Here is a 13,281-nt window from a genome sequence, read left to right as displayed (position 1 = left end):
CCCTGCCCCGCCAGTCCTACGTATGTTTGGCGGAGGCGGCGGGATGAACCCGCGCAAGATGAAGCAGATGATGGAACAGATGGGCATCGACATGGAGGACATCGATGCGCAGGAAGTAATTATTCGCACCCCGGACGAGGAGCTCGTCTTCGACGATGCGGAGGTCCAGCTGATGGAAGCGCAGGGCCAGAAAACGTATCAGGTCGTCGGTGAGCCAGAGAGCCGCGAACTCGGCTCCGGTGAGAGCTCGGCCGCGACGGCTGACGACACCGACGAGACCGCCAGCGACTCCGGCGTCGACGAGGACGACGTCGAACTCGTCGCCATGCGGGCCGGCGTCGACGAGGACACAGCAAGAGAGGCACTCGAAGCCAACGACGGCGACCTCGCTGACGCGGTCGACGAACTGGAGTAACGTGGCGTACCTCTTCGTCCACGAGGACCGCGAGTACCTGCTGGACCCCGGCGAGCGCTTCGAGTCTGACCTCGGCATTCTGGAGGTCCCCGAAGACGTGGAACCGGGCGATGTCGTCGAGACGCATCTGGGCACCGGCTTCACCGTCCGCCGACTTCGCGGCCCGGACCTGTTCACGCATCTCGAACGCACCGGCGCACCGATGATGCCCCGCGACGTGGGGCTGGTCGTCGGCAAGACCGGCGTGGCAGCGGCGGACCGCGTCCTCGACGCTGGTACCGGAACGGGCATCCTCAGCGCGTATATGGGCCGCATCGGCGCTGACGTGGTGACCTACGAGCAAGACCCCGAGTTCGCCGAGGTCGCGCGCCAGAACATGGAAATCGCCGGCGTCGCGGACACCGTCGAGGTCCGAACCGGTGATATCACCGACGACCTCGACGACCTCTCGGGCTTTGACGTGCTGACCCTCGATACAGCGGACGCCCCGACTGTGGTCGAGCGAACGCCCACGCTGCTGGACCGCGGCGGGTCGCTTGCGGTGTACTCCCCGTTCGTGGAGAACACGCGCGAGGTCGTCGAGACAGCCACCGAGGTCGGCCTTGACGGCGTCGAAACGCTTGACACCATCCAGCGGGAGATGGACTTTGACGACCGCGGCTCCCGACCCTCGACCGGCGGCGTCGGCCATACCGGCTACCTGACGTTCGCGCGGCGGCCCTGACAGTTTCTGTCTTCCCGCCGAACCCCTGTTGTTGGGGTCGACTTTAAACATGTAGTAGCACGTACACTGTATCGTATGAGCGAATCAGAAACGCCGATGGAGACGACAACTTGGCCAGACCTCGCAATCGGGCTCTATGACCGCTTGACCGGGCGCAATGCCGAGATAACGTATGACTTCGAGGACATGGAAGTCGATGTCCCGAGCAAGGCCGGCGAGGACGCCGAACACGCTCGCTGGCGGGTCGATGGGACGCTGACCATCACGACACGCGATAACGACTGACAGTGGTCACCACGGCGGAGGCGGTCGGTGATCTGTTCGACCTGATCGAGCGAAAGCCGGACCTCCTCGTCGACGCCGACCTGACCGTCGAGCGGGACGGAGTCGCGTTCACCATCCGCGGGTACGACGACCTCGTCGCCGTCGACCTGCCGTCGCTCGGGGCGGCGTTTTCCCTCTGGCGGGACCGACCGGTCGAGGGACGGAGCGTGGCCGGGGCACTGGCTGCTGCCGGACTGACGGCTGAGATCCGCGTTCGCGGCGCGCCCGTCGCCCGCCTCGGTGCGGACGCCGTCCCGAGTTCGCTCGCCAACCGACTCGGGCTCGGCCCGGTCGAACTGTTCCTCGACGGACTGCTGCTGGCGCTTACGCCACGGCGCGGATGAGGGCCAGCAGTTCAGATCGGTAGTCCGACGGCGTCCGCTGGAGTGGTTCCGGCGGATTCTCAATCTCAAGCAGTGACGACAGCGACTGGTCCGGATACGCCCCGGCGGCGATGCGGAACCCGTCGCTGTGCCAGACGCCGACCCAGCCGGTAATCGCCAGCGTCACGTCGATTGCGTCGAGATAGAGTTCAGCACTGTAGGTCCGGAGTCGCGCCCGGTCGCCGCTGTCAACGCGGACCCGCTCTCTCCGTCCGCGTTCGATAGACTCGAACCCTCTGTCGGCCAGTTCGTCGGCAAAGGCCGACTGCGCCTCCGAACGGACCGTCGGAAGAATCATTGCCGGCCCGATGCCCGGTGCCAGCGACGGCGTAAACGACAGCGCGGTCGCGAAAAAGAACCGCCACTGATTGTCGAACCCGACCGCATCCCGGACGGCCTCGCGTGTCTCGGCGGCGTCGTACACCTTCGTTGCCCCCTCGACGCGGGCTGTCGGTAACTCGAAGACGGTCTCGACGCTTTCGTCGACGAGCTCCCAGCCGCCGTCGCGCAACCGGTCGGTGGGCACGTCCGGGAACGCGGGATCAGTGGGCACGGGCTGGCCTCAGTGGTCGTCCTCTCGCCACTTGTGTTCGCACTCGGTGCAGGTGAAAAAGCGCGTCTCGGACTCGTCGGCCGCGCGGATCTGCTTCATCTCGTAGAAGGCCCGCTCGTTGCCACACTCGGGACAGCGAGCACCCGTCGTCGGTCCCATGTCTTCGGCATCGACTTCGGAGGTGTCGACGACTTCCGACTCCTCTTGGCCCTGCGTAGTGACGGCCATCTCCTGTTCGGTCTCGGCGTTTCGAGCCTTCTCGTAGCCGCAACTGCCACAGACCCAGCGCTCGTCGTCCGTTTTCATCATCGAACCGCATTCGTCGCAAAACTCCATTGTAGTACCACCGTTTGCTTGCCGACCGTGTTAAACGCCCGGTTTCGCCCGGCCCGTTCTGTGTCGTGCGGACCGAGCGCCGGGACAGGGCTCGGACCGTCTCAGTCGTTGCGAACCCACGCGGAGCAGGCTTCCATATCGTCCATGACCTCGCCGTGGAACGAACAGTACGGCTCGATGTCGCCGTCCTGCATCACGTACTCGAAATGCCGGCAGTTCCCGCAGTAGGTGTCCGGTTCGCCCTGATGGACCGCCGTCTCCGTAATCGCATCGTGGCCCGTCGTCGCCGTCCCGCCGTCGGTCGACGGCGATGCTTCCGGGCCGGCCGCAGCTATTTTCGGGTCGAGCGCGTTCTCGGAGGGGCCGGTCCGGTCCGGTCCACGCGATGCGGTGTTTTGCTGACTGGCGTTCGTCTGGCGGTCCGACTGTCGCTCGGTCGCTGTGCCGCTGTCAGATTGCCGCTGGGACCGCGTGCTGCGGTCAGACTGCGTGTCGGCTGTCTGTCGCCGATGGCGGCTGTTGGCCCTGTGCGTATCGCCCGAGCGCTGTCCGTTTCCGCCGTCGCTGACAGCGCCCTCGTCACCGGTGCCCGGGCGATTCGTCTGTGTCTCGACTGTGCCGTCCGGGTCCCGTCCGAAAAACCCGATGCCGCCCAGCCCCGGGAGCGTCCGGGCTTCCTCGACGAGGCGAATCGTCCCTTCTTCGGTCACTTCCATGCGTGCCGTCCCGCCGGGTTCGTTCCGCGTCTTGAATGTCGCGAGCGACGCGAACAAGCACCAAAACGCCGTCACGATACCAGCGAAGTAGACGACCCCAGTAAGCAGTGCCAGCAGCGGGTCGCTACTGGTCCAACTGTAGGGGTACAGCGACTGGAACAGCCAGACACCCACCGCTGCGACGCCCGTACCGCCGAGGGCAGTCAGCCGGATTCGACGACTGGCCGGCAACACTGCGAACACGCCGAGGATGACCGACGGCAATCCGAGCCCAGCGACGATGCCGGCGATTCGCCTAGCTGCGTAGGCGTCCAGCCCGTACCTGTTGCCGACGCCGGTCGTTGCGAGCGCGATTGCCCCGATGAGTCCGACAGTACCCACGAGAAACAGTGCTGTCCCGACGAGTTGCTGGCGACGCGACGCGACGCGCCCAACCTCCCCTTCGTACACGTCGGTGAGACTAGTCATGCAGTATACTACTGCTACATCAGATAAAACTACCCGTCAGACATATGCATGACGCGGGCACGCGCGTATCTGGTCTGATAGACACGCGAGCCGTTCCGAAAGCACTAATCGGACCCACGAGCACAGTTCGGGTATGAGCGACGACGAAAGCGAGGACGCGGAGGAGCCGGCTGTCGAACTCGGTGATGGACCCGACGTTGCCGGTGCGCCGCTGGCCCGCGTCTCGGCGCGGCTCACTTGGGGCATCGAACACAGCACTATCGTCGAGCGAGAGAGCGACACGACTGTTCGGACGCCCGACGGCCCACAGGAACTCGCGTCGGTTCTGGCGGACGTCGACGTGCCGTACTTCGCCGACCGTCACGAGTTCGAAGACGCGGTTCGAGAGGTCATCGGGACCGGTCCCGTTCCGACCGAGTAAGCTGCGTAGCGGACTTTTGTCTGGCTGGACACATCATCTGGGCCAGCAGCGGTCCGTTTGACGACATGGCCTGTGTGGCACTGCTGTCTACGCGGCATTCCGCCATCGTATTTGAACCGCAGGGTTTGATACCGTTTGTTGTGGAGACAGCGTATGTTCCGTAGGAGGGGGATGTCTTGGAAAGAGGGAACCGGGTTCGCTATCTGGGGACTCGGGGTCATCATCGTTCTCCGGACCCTGTACGATGTATTCGGCGTGGCGGGGCGCGAATTAGCTATCGTGGCCGTTGTCCTGTTCTTTGGCTCGTTCTACGGCGTGTTCATGCCAGTCTGGCGGCGGTTCTCAGCGGAGTGACACACGGGAAAAAACGCCTGTACAGACACAGCAGCGTCACCGTATCGACGCAGTACGACCCGCTGTCGCAGTGTCACAGCACAACAGTTTGCTACCGCATGTTTTCGAGCGCACACACCGTGTCGGAGATAATCCATTCCGTCTCACAGTCGGCGTGCTCGATACTGAGCGCGTTGAAGGTCTCTCGTCCGTCATCGACCGTTATTTCGAACGCTCGGCTACGAAGCGACTCGGGATGGGGACTCGGTGGGGACACACATCTCCCTCATAGAGTGGGACCGATAAACGAGTCGATTCGCCGCGACAGACCCATTACGGGCCGATTGGCCGCCGTCTGGCGATTGGTTACGAATCGCCTGAGTCGCTCATCTCGGCTTTGCCGCGGCGCTTGCCGAACAGGTACGCGGCCACGATGAGTGCGAGGGGAACGACGAGGAACAGCCCCATCATGATGAGGACAATGACTAATTCAGTGGTTCCGGGCATCCCGGGGAACAGGAGGAGGGCCATATCGTCGCTTCATCGTCCTGCCCAAAAAATCCCTCTGCAAGCGAGCTCCGGGACTGGTTCCCGAGGTGCCCGGCTCAGACGTGTGGTTCCGGCAGCAGGTCGTCGAACGCTTGCGAGTCCAGCCACTCACAGAGCCTGACGAGCTGTTCGGTTGCGGCTTCGAACATCTCCGCGCCCTTCTCGCCCGTGGCGTCGGTCTGGTCGCCCAGAACGCCATTGGCGGTGTTGTCGGCGGCGTCATAGAAGGTCCGCGAGCCGAACTTCTCCGTATTCGCCGCCTCGACGCTCGGGATTCCGCCGTCCCGTGCGTCTTCGAGGCGGTCGTCGTGAACGAGCTCGGAGCGCAGATGTTGGATCATGGCCGTCTCCTTCGGGCCGCCGTGTGGCCCGTTCTGTTCGAACAAGTCGTCCACGAGGTCAGGGATGCTCTCGTCCCACATCCACTCGATGGCGTACAGGACTTCGTCGTCCCGGAGCCGACGGCCGACCTCCCGGAGGTGCTCGACGTTCCCGCCGTGGGCGTTCACGTAGATGACCCGGTCGATGCCGTGGTAGGCCAGATTCCGGGTGAACGACTCGACGTAGTCGCGAAACACCGGCGCGTCGACCCACATCGTGCCGTGGAACTGTCTGTGATGGGGGCTCACGCCGACGTTGATCGTCGGGGTGCAGAGATAGCCCGTTCGGTCAGCGACCTCTCGTGCAAAGGCCTCGGCGATGAGGTGGTCCGTTCCCTCGGGGAGATGCGGTCCGTGTTGCTCGGTCGACCCGAGCGGGACGAGCGCCAGCGACTCCGTCTCGAAATAGTCGCCGAGGTCCGGCCAAGTCTCGTCGGCAAGGTACATACACGTGCTGGTGACGGGTGCGCCTTGAATCTGTGCCTCGGCCTGCCCTCGCGATGGGATTCAGGGCGGGAAGACGGGCTCAGTCGAACAGTTCGTACACGCGAGCCTCGTATGGCGCGAGCGTCACCGTTTCCGGGTCCGGATTGTCGCGGTCGTAATTGCTCTCTAACAGCGTCATATCGGCATACTCGACTGGAAGGTCGAACGTCTCCGTCACGTCATCGAAGTGCAAAACGACGAGGATTCGCTCTGGGCCCGAATCCGTCGACAGCGACCGCGTGTAGGCGAAAACGGTCTCGTGGTCGGGGAGCAGGTCGGTGTAGTCCCCATACACCAGCACGTCCCTGTCGGAGCGCAACTGAATGAGTCGACGGTAGTAGTTATAGACGGAACCCGCATCGGCTCGCTGCTCGGCGGCATTGATATCCCTGTAGTTCGAATTGACCTGAATCCATGGGTCACCGTCGGTGAAGCCGGCGTGTTGCGAGTCGTCCCACTGCATCGGCGTTCGAGCGTTATCGCGGGTCCGGTAGCCGACGATGTCTTTCACGTCGTCGTAACTCTCGACGTCGTCCCGGTCGAGGAGCTCCCGTGCGTGGTTGATGGCGTCCACGTCGCGGAGGTCGCCCATCGTGTCCCAGTCGGCGTTTGTCATCCCGAGTTCCTGCCCTTGGTAGATGTAGGGGGTGCCACGGAGCGTGAGGATGAGCGTCCCGAGCAGTTTCGCGGATTCACGACGGGAGTTCTCTGGGTCGCCGTATCGGGAGACGCTTCGGGGCTGGTCGTGGTTCTCCCAGTACAGCGTGTTCCAGCCGTCGGCCGCCAGCCCGTCCTGCCAGCGGTCGATGATACGCTTCAGTTCCGGCAGACTCCAGTCGCCAACCGACCATCGCTCGCCGTCGGCATAATCGAGTTTCGTGTGCTGGAAGTGAAACGCCATATCAAGCGGGCCGTCCGCGCCGGCGTACTCGCGGGCCGACTCGACGGTGAGCTGTGGCATCTCCCCGACGGTCATCACGTCGTAGTTCGACAGCACCGCCTCGTCCATCGCGTCGAGATACGACAGCATCTCCGGTCCGTTAATGAACTGTTCGGACCCGACCCACTCGCTGTCCGGGTCGCCGTCGGGCAGCCCCTCGACTTTCGACAGGAGATTAATCACGTCCATCCGGAAGCCGTCGATGCCCTTCTCCAGCCACCACTCGATAGTGTCGAAGATGTCCTGACGGACGGATTCGTTGCGCCAGTTCAAATCCGGCTGGGTGGTGTCGTACAGGTGAAGGAAGTACTCGTCGCGCTCCTCGTCGTACTCCCAAGCGGAGCCACCGAAGAACGACTCCCAGTTGTTCGGAGGCGTTGGCTCGCCGTTCTCGTCTGTTCCGCCCTCGCGCCAGATGTAGTAGTCCTCGTACTCCGGGTCGCGCTGGCGGGATTTCCGGAACCACTCGTGTTGGTCCGACGTGTGATTGACCACGAGGTCCATAACGAGTCGCATATCCCGGGCGTGGACCTCCTCCAGCAGCGCTTCCCAGTCGGCCATCGTTCCGAACTCGTCGTAGATGGCCTGATAATCGCTGATGTCGTAGCCGTTGTCCTTCTGGGGGGAGTCATACACCGGGTTGAGCCAGATGACATCGACGCCGAGATCAGCGACGTAATCCAGCCGCTCGATGATGCCCTGTATGTCACCGACGCCATCGCCGTCGCTGTCGTTGAAGCTCCGGGGATAGATCTGGTAGACGACTGCCTCTTTCCACCAGGCGCGCTCTGCGGTCATACAGAGGGGTAGCCTGACGCGTTGCTTAAATCCACGGGTTCATACAACACCCGTTGTAAATCTCTCACCAGCGCCGAGTAAAGGTAGCCCAGTACCGCTACAGTTCCAGCACCGTGTGTCGTGGCAGTTCGAGATCGTAACCGACTGCCGAAACCGTCTCAGTCGGCCAGTTGCCGGTCTCAGACAGCAGTTCGATGTCGTCGGCCGAGACGCGATACGTGTCCTCGCTCTTCGTGCCGGCGATAGTCGGGTTCCAAGCGTACCCATGCGGTAACGCGACCCCGGCCGCGTGTCCGGGCGTGGCGATCCATTCACGGCCGGCGAAGCCCGTCGCACCGCCCTGATGATGGTTCTCCCACTCGCCTTCCCAGCCGACCTCGGCGTAGGCGTTCTGGATCGCGTCGAACACCTCGCCCGCTGTGCCGCCATCCCGCCCGACTACCTGTGTCGCAGCCAGCGCAGTGGTCTCGACGCGGGCAGCCTTGTGAGTTCGCTCCATGAGCCACTCCGGCGGGTCGAACGCGACTGCACGGGTGGCGCTGACGTGGAGGCCGTTCCGCTGGACGGTCACCGAGATGAGCGCATAGTCGCCGAGTTCGGTGTCTGTTGGGGTGTAGTGCCGGTAAGACTGTGCCCGCTCGGCGCTGCCAACGAGCACGACTGGTGTGGCGATCCCCCGGCCTTCGAGTTTCTGTCGAAGCACCGCAGTCACGTCGAGTTCTGTGTGGGACGGCTCGACGTTCCGTGCGACGGCTTCGACTGCGTCAGCCGTGTCCCGCGCGAGGTCACGACACTGCTCGATTTGGGTCTCGGTCAGCGGCTGCCGGAGCTGTGTGGCGTCGACTGATTCGAAGCCGGCGATATCGAAATCGGCGGCCGCTGGGGTTGGACTCGCTTCGGCGACGGCGTCAGCCAGCGACTGTGCGTGCCAGTCGAACGTCTCGACGGGCACGTCGCTGTCGAGTTCCTCGTCGCGGAGCCGCGGCGCTTCGATGTTGTCGGTGACGACCCGTATCTCGTCGCCGTCGTAGCCCGCGGCGGCGACGCCGACGCCGACCTCCCGGTCAACGACGTTGTCGCCACCCCCAGTGAGCCACGCGAAAGAGTTCGGTCGGGCGAACCAGACGGCTTCGAGTCCCGCTGTCCGGAGGTACTGGTCGAGACGGTCTGTGAGCGTCATACCCAGATATGCCTTCGACCCCTAGTAAAAACCAAGGACACCACGCGGCAACAGGACTGCCGCCACATCCCGCACAGCGGCAACTACGCCACACACCGGTCACTACTATCGCGTTCGGCTCCGACTCACTCCGCGATGCCGGTATCCGGTTCCCGAGACTGGAGCAGCGAGTACATGACCGACTGGAAGGCGTCGCTGTCGACGGACTCCACGACGTGTGTGTTCGCGTCCCCGTCGGTCACGCCGTTGACATCGACGCTGGTATACCCGCGGGTGAGTCCTTCGCGGTCATCGACCGCGACGTGATACGTCGACACGTCCTCGCGGAGTTCCGGATACGCAAGCAATGCGGCGGTGACGCTGTCCGGGAGTGCTGTCCATCCGCGGTCGTCGGGACTCTCGCTGTTGAACGCCCGGGCCTGTTCGGTCACCGACTCGAAAAACGACGCCAGCTCAGTGTCGAACGCCGATACCGCCTCGAACTCCGACGGTCCGAACACTGTGTCCTGAAGGCACACGCCCCAGTCGACGAGCGTCACCTCGAAGGCGTCGAACACGCGCTTGGCAGCATCGGGGTCGACCCACAGATTGAACTCCGCGGCGGGGGTGACGTTCCCCTCACAGTTGACGTTCCCGCCCATCACCCACACTTCATCGACGAGGTCTGGCAGGTCTGGCTCGCGGGCGTACGCCAGCGCCAGATTGGTCAGCGGTCCGATGCAGAGCAGCGTGATCTCGCCCGGGGCCGCCCGACAGCGGTCGACAATCTCGTCGGGGCCAAAGCCTGCTGCCGACTCGATGCCGGTGTCGGGGAACACGTCCCCGCCGAGGCCGTCCTCGCCGTGAATGTACGTCGCGTGTTCGAACTCCTTGAGGAGGGGCTGTCTCGCCCCTTCGTAGACGGGTACGTCGAGCGAATCGGCGAGTTTGAGCGTGTATTTCGCGTTCTCGACTTCCCGGTCGAAGGGGACGTTGCCGGCTACAACCGTGATGGCTTCGACGGTAACTCGGTCGCTGAGACAGGAAAGCAAAATCGCCTGTGTGTCGTCGCCCGCGGTGTCCGTATCGATGATGACGCGTCGCATACCCCCTCGTCGGAGGGCACATACAAATGATGCCGGGCTACAAACTGTGCCATATCTACAGATTCGCCACGCAACACCGACAGGTGAAGGCCGGGCGACGTTGTCAGCGACTCGGCGTTACACCATTTCGAGGCGGTGGCCGCTGTCGTCACCGAGCGATTCGTACACGATGCGTGCGGCGGCGATGTCCTGAATCGCGAGCCCGGTCGAGTCGAAGACGGTAATCCCGGACAGGTCCTCGCGACCCGGCGCGTTCCCGACGACGATTTCGCCGAGTTCGGCGTCGATATCCGACTCGTCGATCTCGCCCGTGCTCCAAGGGACGTTTATCTCGCCGGAGTGAGTCGTCTGCTCGAAGTCGTCGATGACGAGGGTCGCCTCGCGGATGACCTCGGTGTGGAGTTCCTGCTTTCCTTCGGCGTCGGCACCCATGGCGTTGACGTGCGTGTGCTCCCCGAGATCGTCGAGCGTGACGATGGGGTCCTCGACCGGCGTGACCGTCGACAGGACGTCACACTGGGCCGCCTCGGAAATCGTCCCGGCTCGTACGTCGAACTCGTCGCCGAAGGTGTCGATGAAGCGCTGAACACGGTCGTCGTCGAGGTCGCTGACGACGACGGTCTCTATTGGTCGGACCTGCGAGATGGCCTCCAGTTGCGTATAGGACTGGACGCCGGCCCCGATGATGCCGAGCGAGGACGCGTCCTCGACGGCGAGGTGGTCCGTCGCCACGGCCGCGGCCGCACCGGTTCGTTTCATCGTCAGCGTCGTGGCGTCCATCACGGCAAGCGGGAAACCGCTCTCGGGGTCCGTGTACACGAGCGTTCCCATCACCGTCGGCAGGTCGAACTCGTCGGGGTTGTCCGGGTGAACGTTTACCCACTTGATGCCCGACGCCTCCCAGTCGTCCGTTTCGAGGTAGGCCGGCATCGACCGGAAGTCGCCGTTGTGCTGTGGCAGGTCGATGTATGACTTCGGCGGCATCTGCGCTGTGTCGTTTTCGTATGCGGCGAACGCGGCCTCGATGGCCGGAACGAGGTCCGCCATCTCGACGGCCGCCTCGATGTCCGTACTGGGGACGATAGTCGTCTGGTTGTGCTGTCGTGCTGTCGAATATAGTGAGTTGCTCATATGCTTCGAATTCGGTATCTCGATTTAGTTGATCGCGCTATACTGGCTCAGCGTCCGTCTCGGCTCTCGTTGGCAATCCTAGAACGACCCCTGTGACAGCGTCTCGAGATGGGTGACGCGGCCGCGGTGCTCGGCATCGTCGAACGACTCGACCTTCGCGAGAACGCGACAGCCGACCATGTCTGCCTCACCGTTCTCGAAGTAGAGGCGAGTCTCGCCGACCAGTGCGAGCAACTCTCCGGATTCCTCGTCGAGTTCCGTGACGTACACCTCGATCTCCTCGCCTGCCTCGAACGTCGGCGTGGTTGTCCTGAAGGTCATCCCCGTCAGGAACTTACTGAACATGCTCATACACGGCTCACATCCTTGGATTTGCGGTCAGTGGTGTATTCGAGCCCGAAGCCGGTCAGTGCACAGAGCAGGAACACGCCGAACAGGAACCAGCCGTGGAAGACGTACGGCCATACCTGCACGGGGTTGACGACCATTGCATCAGTGAACCACTCGTACTGGCTCGGAAGGCCCTGTAGCGTCGCAAAGCCGATGAGCACGCCGCCGCCCCACGGGAAGATGTACCCGAGAGCCGAGGTGTTCGCGTCGAGGATATTCGCCCGGCGGTAGCTGTTGATGTTGTACCGCTGGCCGATGCGGGCGATGTACGGCGCAATCGCGATCTCCGCCGCCGTGTTGATCGTGATCATCGAATTGACGAGGGCGGTACCGACCACCATCGTCGTTTCGGCCCTCCGGACGCCCGTTGCGACGTGTTCCAAGAGCCACTCCTGTATCGCTTCGAAGCCACCGCCACGGATCATGATCTCTGACCCGGCGACGATGAGCAACACGAGCACGATCAGCGGGAAGAACCCGGCTGCACCGTTGTAGATCGACCCGGTGACGCCGGCGTTTTGCGGCGCGACCACTTCTGCAATGGGGAGCGAGCCGGCCCAGCTTGCGGCCGCCGACGTTTCGGGAACTTTGAACAGCAACACCTCACTCAGCGGTGCGAGATCGAAGACGACGTTGAAGACAACCGCAACGATGAGTCCCCACGAAATGGCTTCGACGATGTGGCGGCCCATGACTGCCGTCACGATGACGACGAGCATGGAGATGAGATGCAACAGTCCCGCTGGCTCGCTGTTCTGGACGAACAGGTCCTGTGCCTGCTGGGAGATGTCCAGTCCGGCCATCGCGTTGCCGGCGAAGACGTACGCCGCGAGCGCCAGTACCGCCGCAATAATGGCGTACTTGAACCGCGACGCGACGACGCCGCCGATATCGGCGTCCTGCGTCACTGCGCTCACGATCGTCGTATCACTGACCGGTGCGAGGTTATCCCCGAAGACAGCACCCGAGAGAATTGCTCCGAACAACAACACCGGGTTCGCCCCGAGCAGGATGCCGGCCGGGAAGAAAAGTGCCGAGAAGGCGACTGCCGCGCCGTAGCCGGTACCGATACCGGTCGTGAACAGCGCTGCGAGGATGAAGGTGGCCGCCGGGAACAGTGCGCCCCCGACATCGGCCGCGTTCGCGGCCCAGACGAGCCCGCCGACGAAGCCACCTGCCTGAAGTGTATTCGAGAACATCCCGGCCCAGAGCCACGCGACGACTGCCGTCGCGGCGACTCGCTTTGTCATCCCGTCGAAGATGGTGTTCGCGTAGTTCTTCCAGTCGCCTTTGGCGAAGAACATCCCGACGATGAGCGCCACGAGCATTCCCGCGACGAGTCCAGTCGTGTCCCCGATACCGAACAGGCCACTCTGGACAATCGCCCACAGGATAAACAACCCTATGGGGATGACACTCATCCACCGTCCACCGTAGAACTCGATTGCTTCGACGTCCGGACCAGAGATCTCCTCGATCTCTGTCCCATCGCCACTAGCCGTGTCTGACATGCATTCTATGCCTCGTCAGATACACACGCAAAAGATCATGATAATGACTGCCTCTCCGGTAACAAATCGCACGAGCCGTCTCTGGTGAAGCCTTGTCTCGCCCCGGCCGCTGTAGCTATATAAAGGTCCACACCTGTCGGATTTCGGAACGCGTACTA

General features: G+C 63.2%; 18 protein-coding genes. 6 read left to right on the top strand and 12 right to left on the bottom strand.

Features of this window, described 5'->3' with window-relative positions; genetic code table 11:
* Nucleotides 1-22: 22 nt before the first annotated feature.
* The 4 genes from Har1129_RS10215 to Har1129_RS10200 all read left to right on the top strand — a co-directional run bounded on the left by Har1129_RS10215 (nucleotide 23) and on the right by Har1129_RS10200 (nucleotide 1,807).
* The gene (locus tag Har1129_RS10215; protein WP_151100551.1) at nucleotides 23-415 is read left to right on the top strand and encodes a nascent polypeptide-associated complex protein; all 393 of its coding nucleotides are present in this window, start codon (nucleotides 23-25) and stop codon (nucleotides 413-415) included.
* Between the two features lies 1 nt (nucleotide 416).
* The gene (locus Har1129_RS10210; RefSeq protein WP_151100550.1) at nucleotides 417-1,139 is read left to right on the top strand and encodes a methyltransferase domain-containing protein; all 723 of its coding nucleotides are present in this window, start codon (nucleotides 417-419) and stop codon (nucleotides 1,137-1,139) included.
* Between the two features lie 75 nt (nucleotides 1,140-1,214).
* Nucleotides 1,215-1,424: a hypothetical protein gene (locus Har1129_RS10205; protein ID WP_004516669.1), complete on the top strand. Its 210-nt coding sequence runs from the start codon at nucleotides 1,215-1,217 to the stop codon at nucleotides 1,422-1,424.
* A gap of 2 nt (nucleotides 1,425-1,426) precedes the next feature.
* Nucleotides 1,427-1,807: a hypothetical protein gene (locus Har1129_RS10200; RefSeq protein WP_151100549.1), complete on the top strand. Its 381-nt coding sequence runs from the start codon at nucleotides 1,427-1,429 to the stop codon at nucleotides 1,805-1,807.
* On the opposite strand, the gene Har1129_RS10195 is transcribed toward Har1129_RS10200, so the two are convergent.
* The 3 genes from Har1129_RS10195 to Har1129_RS10185 all read right to left on the bottom strand — a co-directional run bounded on the left by Har1129_RS10195 (nucleotide 1,788) and on the right by Har1129_RS10185 (nucleotide 3,919).
* Entirely contained in the window at nucleotides 1,788-2,399 is a 612-nt protein-coding gene (locus Har1129_RS10195) for a hypothetical protein (RefSeq protein ID WP_151100548.1), read from the bottom strand. The genes Har1129_RS10200 and Har1129_RS10195 overlap by 20 nt on opposite strands.
* A gap of 9 nt (nucleotides 2,400-2,408) precedes the next feature.
* Nucleotides 2,409-2,735 carry a transcription factor S gene (locus tag Har1129_RS10190; protein ID WP_005535365.1) on the bottom strand — a complete coding sequence of 109 codons (327 nt, stop codon included), beginning with the start codon at nucleotides 2,733-2,735 and terminating at the stop codon, nucleotides 2,409-2,411.
* A 101-nt stretch (nucleotides 2,736-2,836) separates the two neighbouring features.
* Nucleotides 2,837-3,919 (bottom strand): hypothetical protein, encoded by a 1,083-nt coding sequence (locus tag Har1129_RS10185; RefSeq protein ID WP_151100547.1) that lies wholly within the window; start codon nucleotides 3,917-3,919, stop codon nucleotides 2,837-2,839.
* A gap of 133 nt (nucleotides 3,920-4,052) precedes the next feature.
* Here Har1129_RS10185 and Har1129_RS10180 point away from each other — a divergent pair, with 133 nt between their 5' ends.
* Together Har1129_RS10180 and Har1129_RS10175 are read left to right on the top strand one after the other, a co-directional pair.
* A complete protein-coding gene (locus Har1129_RS10180; protein WP_151100546.1) occupies nucleotides 4,053-4,340 on the top strand; it encodes a DUF5789 family protein in 288 nt (95 codons plus the stop codon).
* Nucleotides 4,341-4,493: 153 nt separating this feature from the next.
* Nucleotides 4,494-4,694: a hypothetical protein gene (locus Har1129_RS10175; protein WP_151100545.1), complete on the top strand. Its 201-nt coding sequence runs from the start codon at nucleotides 4,494-4,496 to the stop codon at nucleotides 4,692-4,694.
* Between the two features lie 91 nt (nucleotides 4,695-4,785).
* Here the strand turns inward: Har1129_RS10175 and Har1129_RS20575 are convergent, their stop codons facing one another.
* From Har1129_RS20575 to Har1129_RS10140, 9 genes are all read right to left on the bottom strand, one after another.
* Nucleotides 4,786-4,950 carry a hypothetical protein gene (locus tag Har1129_RS20575; protein WP_004962921.1) on the bottom strand — a complete coding sequence of 55 codons (165 nt, stop codon included), beginning with the start codon at nucleotides 4,948-4,950 and terminating at the stop codon, nucleotides 4,786-4,788.
* Nucleotides 4,951-5,039: 89 nt separating this feature from the next.
* Nucleotides 5,040-5,204 carry a hypothetical protein gene (locus Har1129_RS20570; RefSeq protein WP_191906152.1) on the bottom strand — a complete coding sequence of 55 codons (165 nt, stop codon included), beginning with the start codon at nucleotides 5,202-5,204 and terminating at the stop codon, nucleotides 5,040-5,042.
* Nucleotides 5,205-5,278: 74 nt separating this feature from the next.
* The gene (locus tag Har1129_RS10170) at nucleotides 5,279-6,049 is read right to left on the bottom strand and encodes a creatininase family protein (protein WP_151100544.1); all 771 of its coding nucleotides are present in this window, start codon (nucleotides 6,047-6,049) and stop codon (nucleotides 5,279-5,281) included.
* A gap of 79 nt (nucleotides 6,050-6,128) precedes the next feature.
* Nucleotides 6,129-7,826: an alpha-glucosidase gene (locus Har1129_RS10165; RefSeq protein WP_151100543.1), complete on the bottom strand. Its 1,698-nt coding sequence runs from the start codon at nucleotides 7,824-7,826 to the stop codon at nucleotides 6,129-6,131.
* 97 nt (nucleotides 7,827-7,923) lie between these two features.
* Nucleotides 7,924-9,006, bottom strand: a complete 1,083-nt coding sequence (locus Har1129_RS10160) for a Xaa-Pro peptidase family protein (RefSeq protein WP_151100542.1) — start codon at nucleotides 9,004-9,006, stop codon at nucleotides 7,924-7,926.
* A 125-nt stretch (nucleotides 9,007-9,131) separates the two neighbouring features.
* Nucleotides 9,132-10,091, bottom strand: coding sequence for a nucleoside hydrolase (locus Har1129_RS10155; protein ID WP_151100541.1), 960 nt, complete (start codon nucleotides 10,089-10,091; stop codon nucleotides 9,132-9,134).
* A gap of 117 nt (nucleotides 10,092-10,208) precedes the next feature.
* Nucleotides 10,209-11,222: an ornithine cyclodeaminase family protein gene (locus tag Har1129_RS10150; RefSeq protein WP_151100540.1), complete on the bottom strand. Its 1,014-nt coding sequence runs from the start codon at nucleotides 11,220-11,222 to the stop codon at nucleotides 10,209-10,211.
* Between the two features lie 78 nt (nucleotides 11,223-11,300).
* A complete protein-coding gene (locus tag Har1129_RS10145; protein WP_151100539.1) occupies nucleotides 11,301-11,573 on the bottom strand; it encodes a hypothetical protein in 273 nt (90 codons plus the stop codon).
* Nucleotides 11,570-13,123, bottom strand: coding sequence for a Na+/H+ antiporter NhaC family protein (locus tag Har1129_RS10140; protein ID WP_151100538.1), 1,554 nt, complete (start codon nucleotides 13,121-13,123; stop codon nucleotides 11,570-11,572). The genes Har1129_RS10145 and Har1129_RS10140 overlap by 4 nt, the downstream gene beginning before the upstream one ends.
* Between the last annotated feature and the right edge of the window lie 158 nt (nucleotides 13,124-13,281).

Origin of the sequence: Haloarcula sp. CBA1129 (assembly GCF_008729015.1) — an archaeon.
Classification (GTDB): domain Archaea; phylum Halobacteriota; class Halobacteria; order Halobacteriales; family Haloarculaceae; genus Haloarcula.
The sequence above is the reverse complement of the archived record's forward strand: the minus strand, read 5'-3'. Positions and strand labels throughout refer to the sequence as shown.

Bases quoted from the DNA above. Each gene is read 5' to 3' on its own strand.
- Har1129_RS10215 (WP_151100551.1), top strand. From the start codon at position 23: ATGTTTGGCGGAGGCGGCGGGATGAACCCGCGCAAGATGAAGCAGATG.
- Har1129_RS10205 (WP_004516669.1), top strand. From the start codon at position 1,215: ATGAGCGAATCAGAAACGCCGATGGAGACGACAACTTGGCCAGACCTC.
- Har1129_RS10190 (WP_005535365.1), bottom strand. From the start codon at position 2,735: ATGGAGTTTTGCGACGAATGCGGTTCGATGATGAAAACGGACGACGAG.
- Har1129_RS10185 (WP_151100547.1), bottom strand. From the start codon at position 3,919: ATGACTAGTCTCACCGACGTGTACGAAGGGGAGGTTGGGCGCGTCGCG.
- Har1129_RS10180 (WP_151100546.1), top strand. From the start codon at position 4,053: ATGAGCGACGACGAAAGCGAGGACGCGGAGGAGCCGGCTGTCGAACTC.
- Har1129_RS10175 (WP_151100545.1), top strand. From the start codon at position 4,494: ATGTTCCGTAGGAGGGGGATGTCTTGGAAAGAGGGAACCGGGTTCGCT.
- Har1129_RS20570 (WP_191906152.1), bottom strand. From the start codon at position 5,204: ATGGCCCTCCTCCTGTTCCCCGGGATGCCCGGAACCACTGAATTAGTC.
- Har1129_RS10170 (WP_151100544.1), bottom strand. From the start codon at position 6,049: ATGTACCTTGCCGACGAGACTTGGCCGGACCTCGGCGACTATTTCGAG.
- Har1129_RS10165 (WP_151100543.1), bottom strand. From the start codon at position 7,826: ATGACCGCAGAGCGCGCCTGGTGGAAAGAGGCAGTCGTCTACCAGATC.
- Har1129_RS10160 (WP_151100542.1), bottom strand. From the start codon at position 9,006: ATGACGCTCACAGACCGTCTCGACCAGTACCTCCGGACAGCGGGACTC.
- Har1129_RS10155 (WP_151100541.1), bottom strand. From the start codon at position 10,091: ATGCGACGCGTCATCATCGATACGGACACCGCGGGCGACGACACACAG.
- Har1129_RS10150 (WP_151100540.1), bottom strand. From the start codon at position 11,222: ATGAGCAACTCACTATATTCGACAGCACGACAGCACAACCAGACGACT.
- Har1129_RS10145 (WP_151100539.1), bottom strand. From the start codon at position 11,573: ATGAGCATGTTCAGTAAGTTCCTGACGGGGATGACCTTCAGGACAACC.
- Har1129_RS10140 (WP_151100538.1), bottom strand. From the start codon at position 13,123: ATGTCAGACACGGCTAGTGGCGATGGGACAGAGATCGAGGAGATCTCT.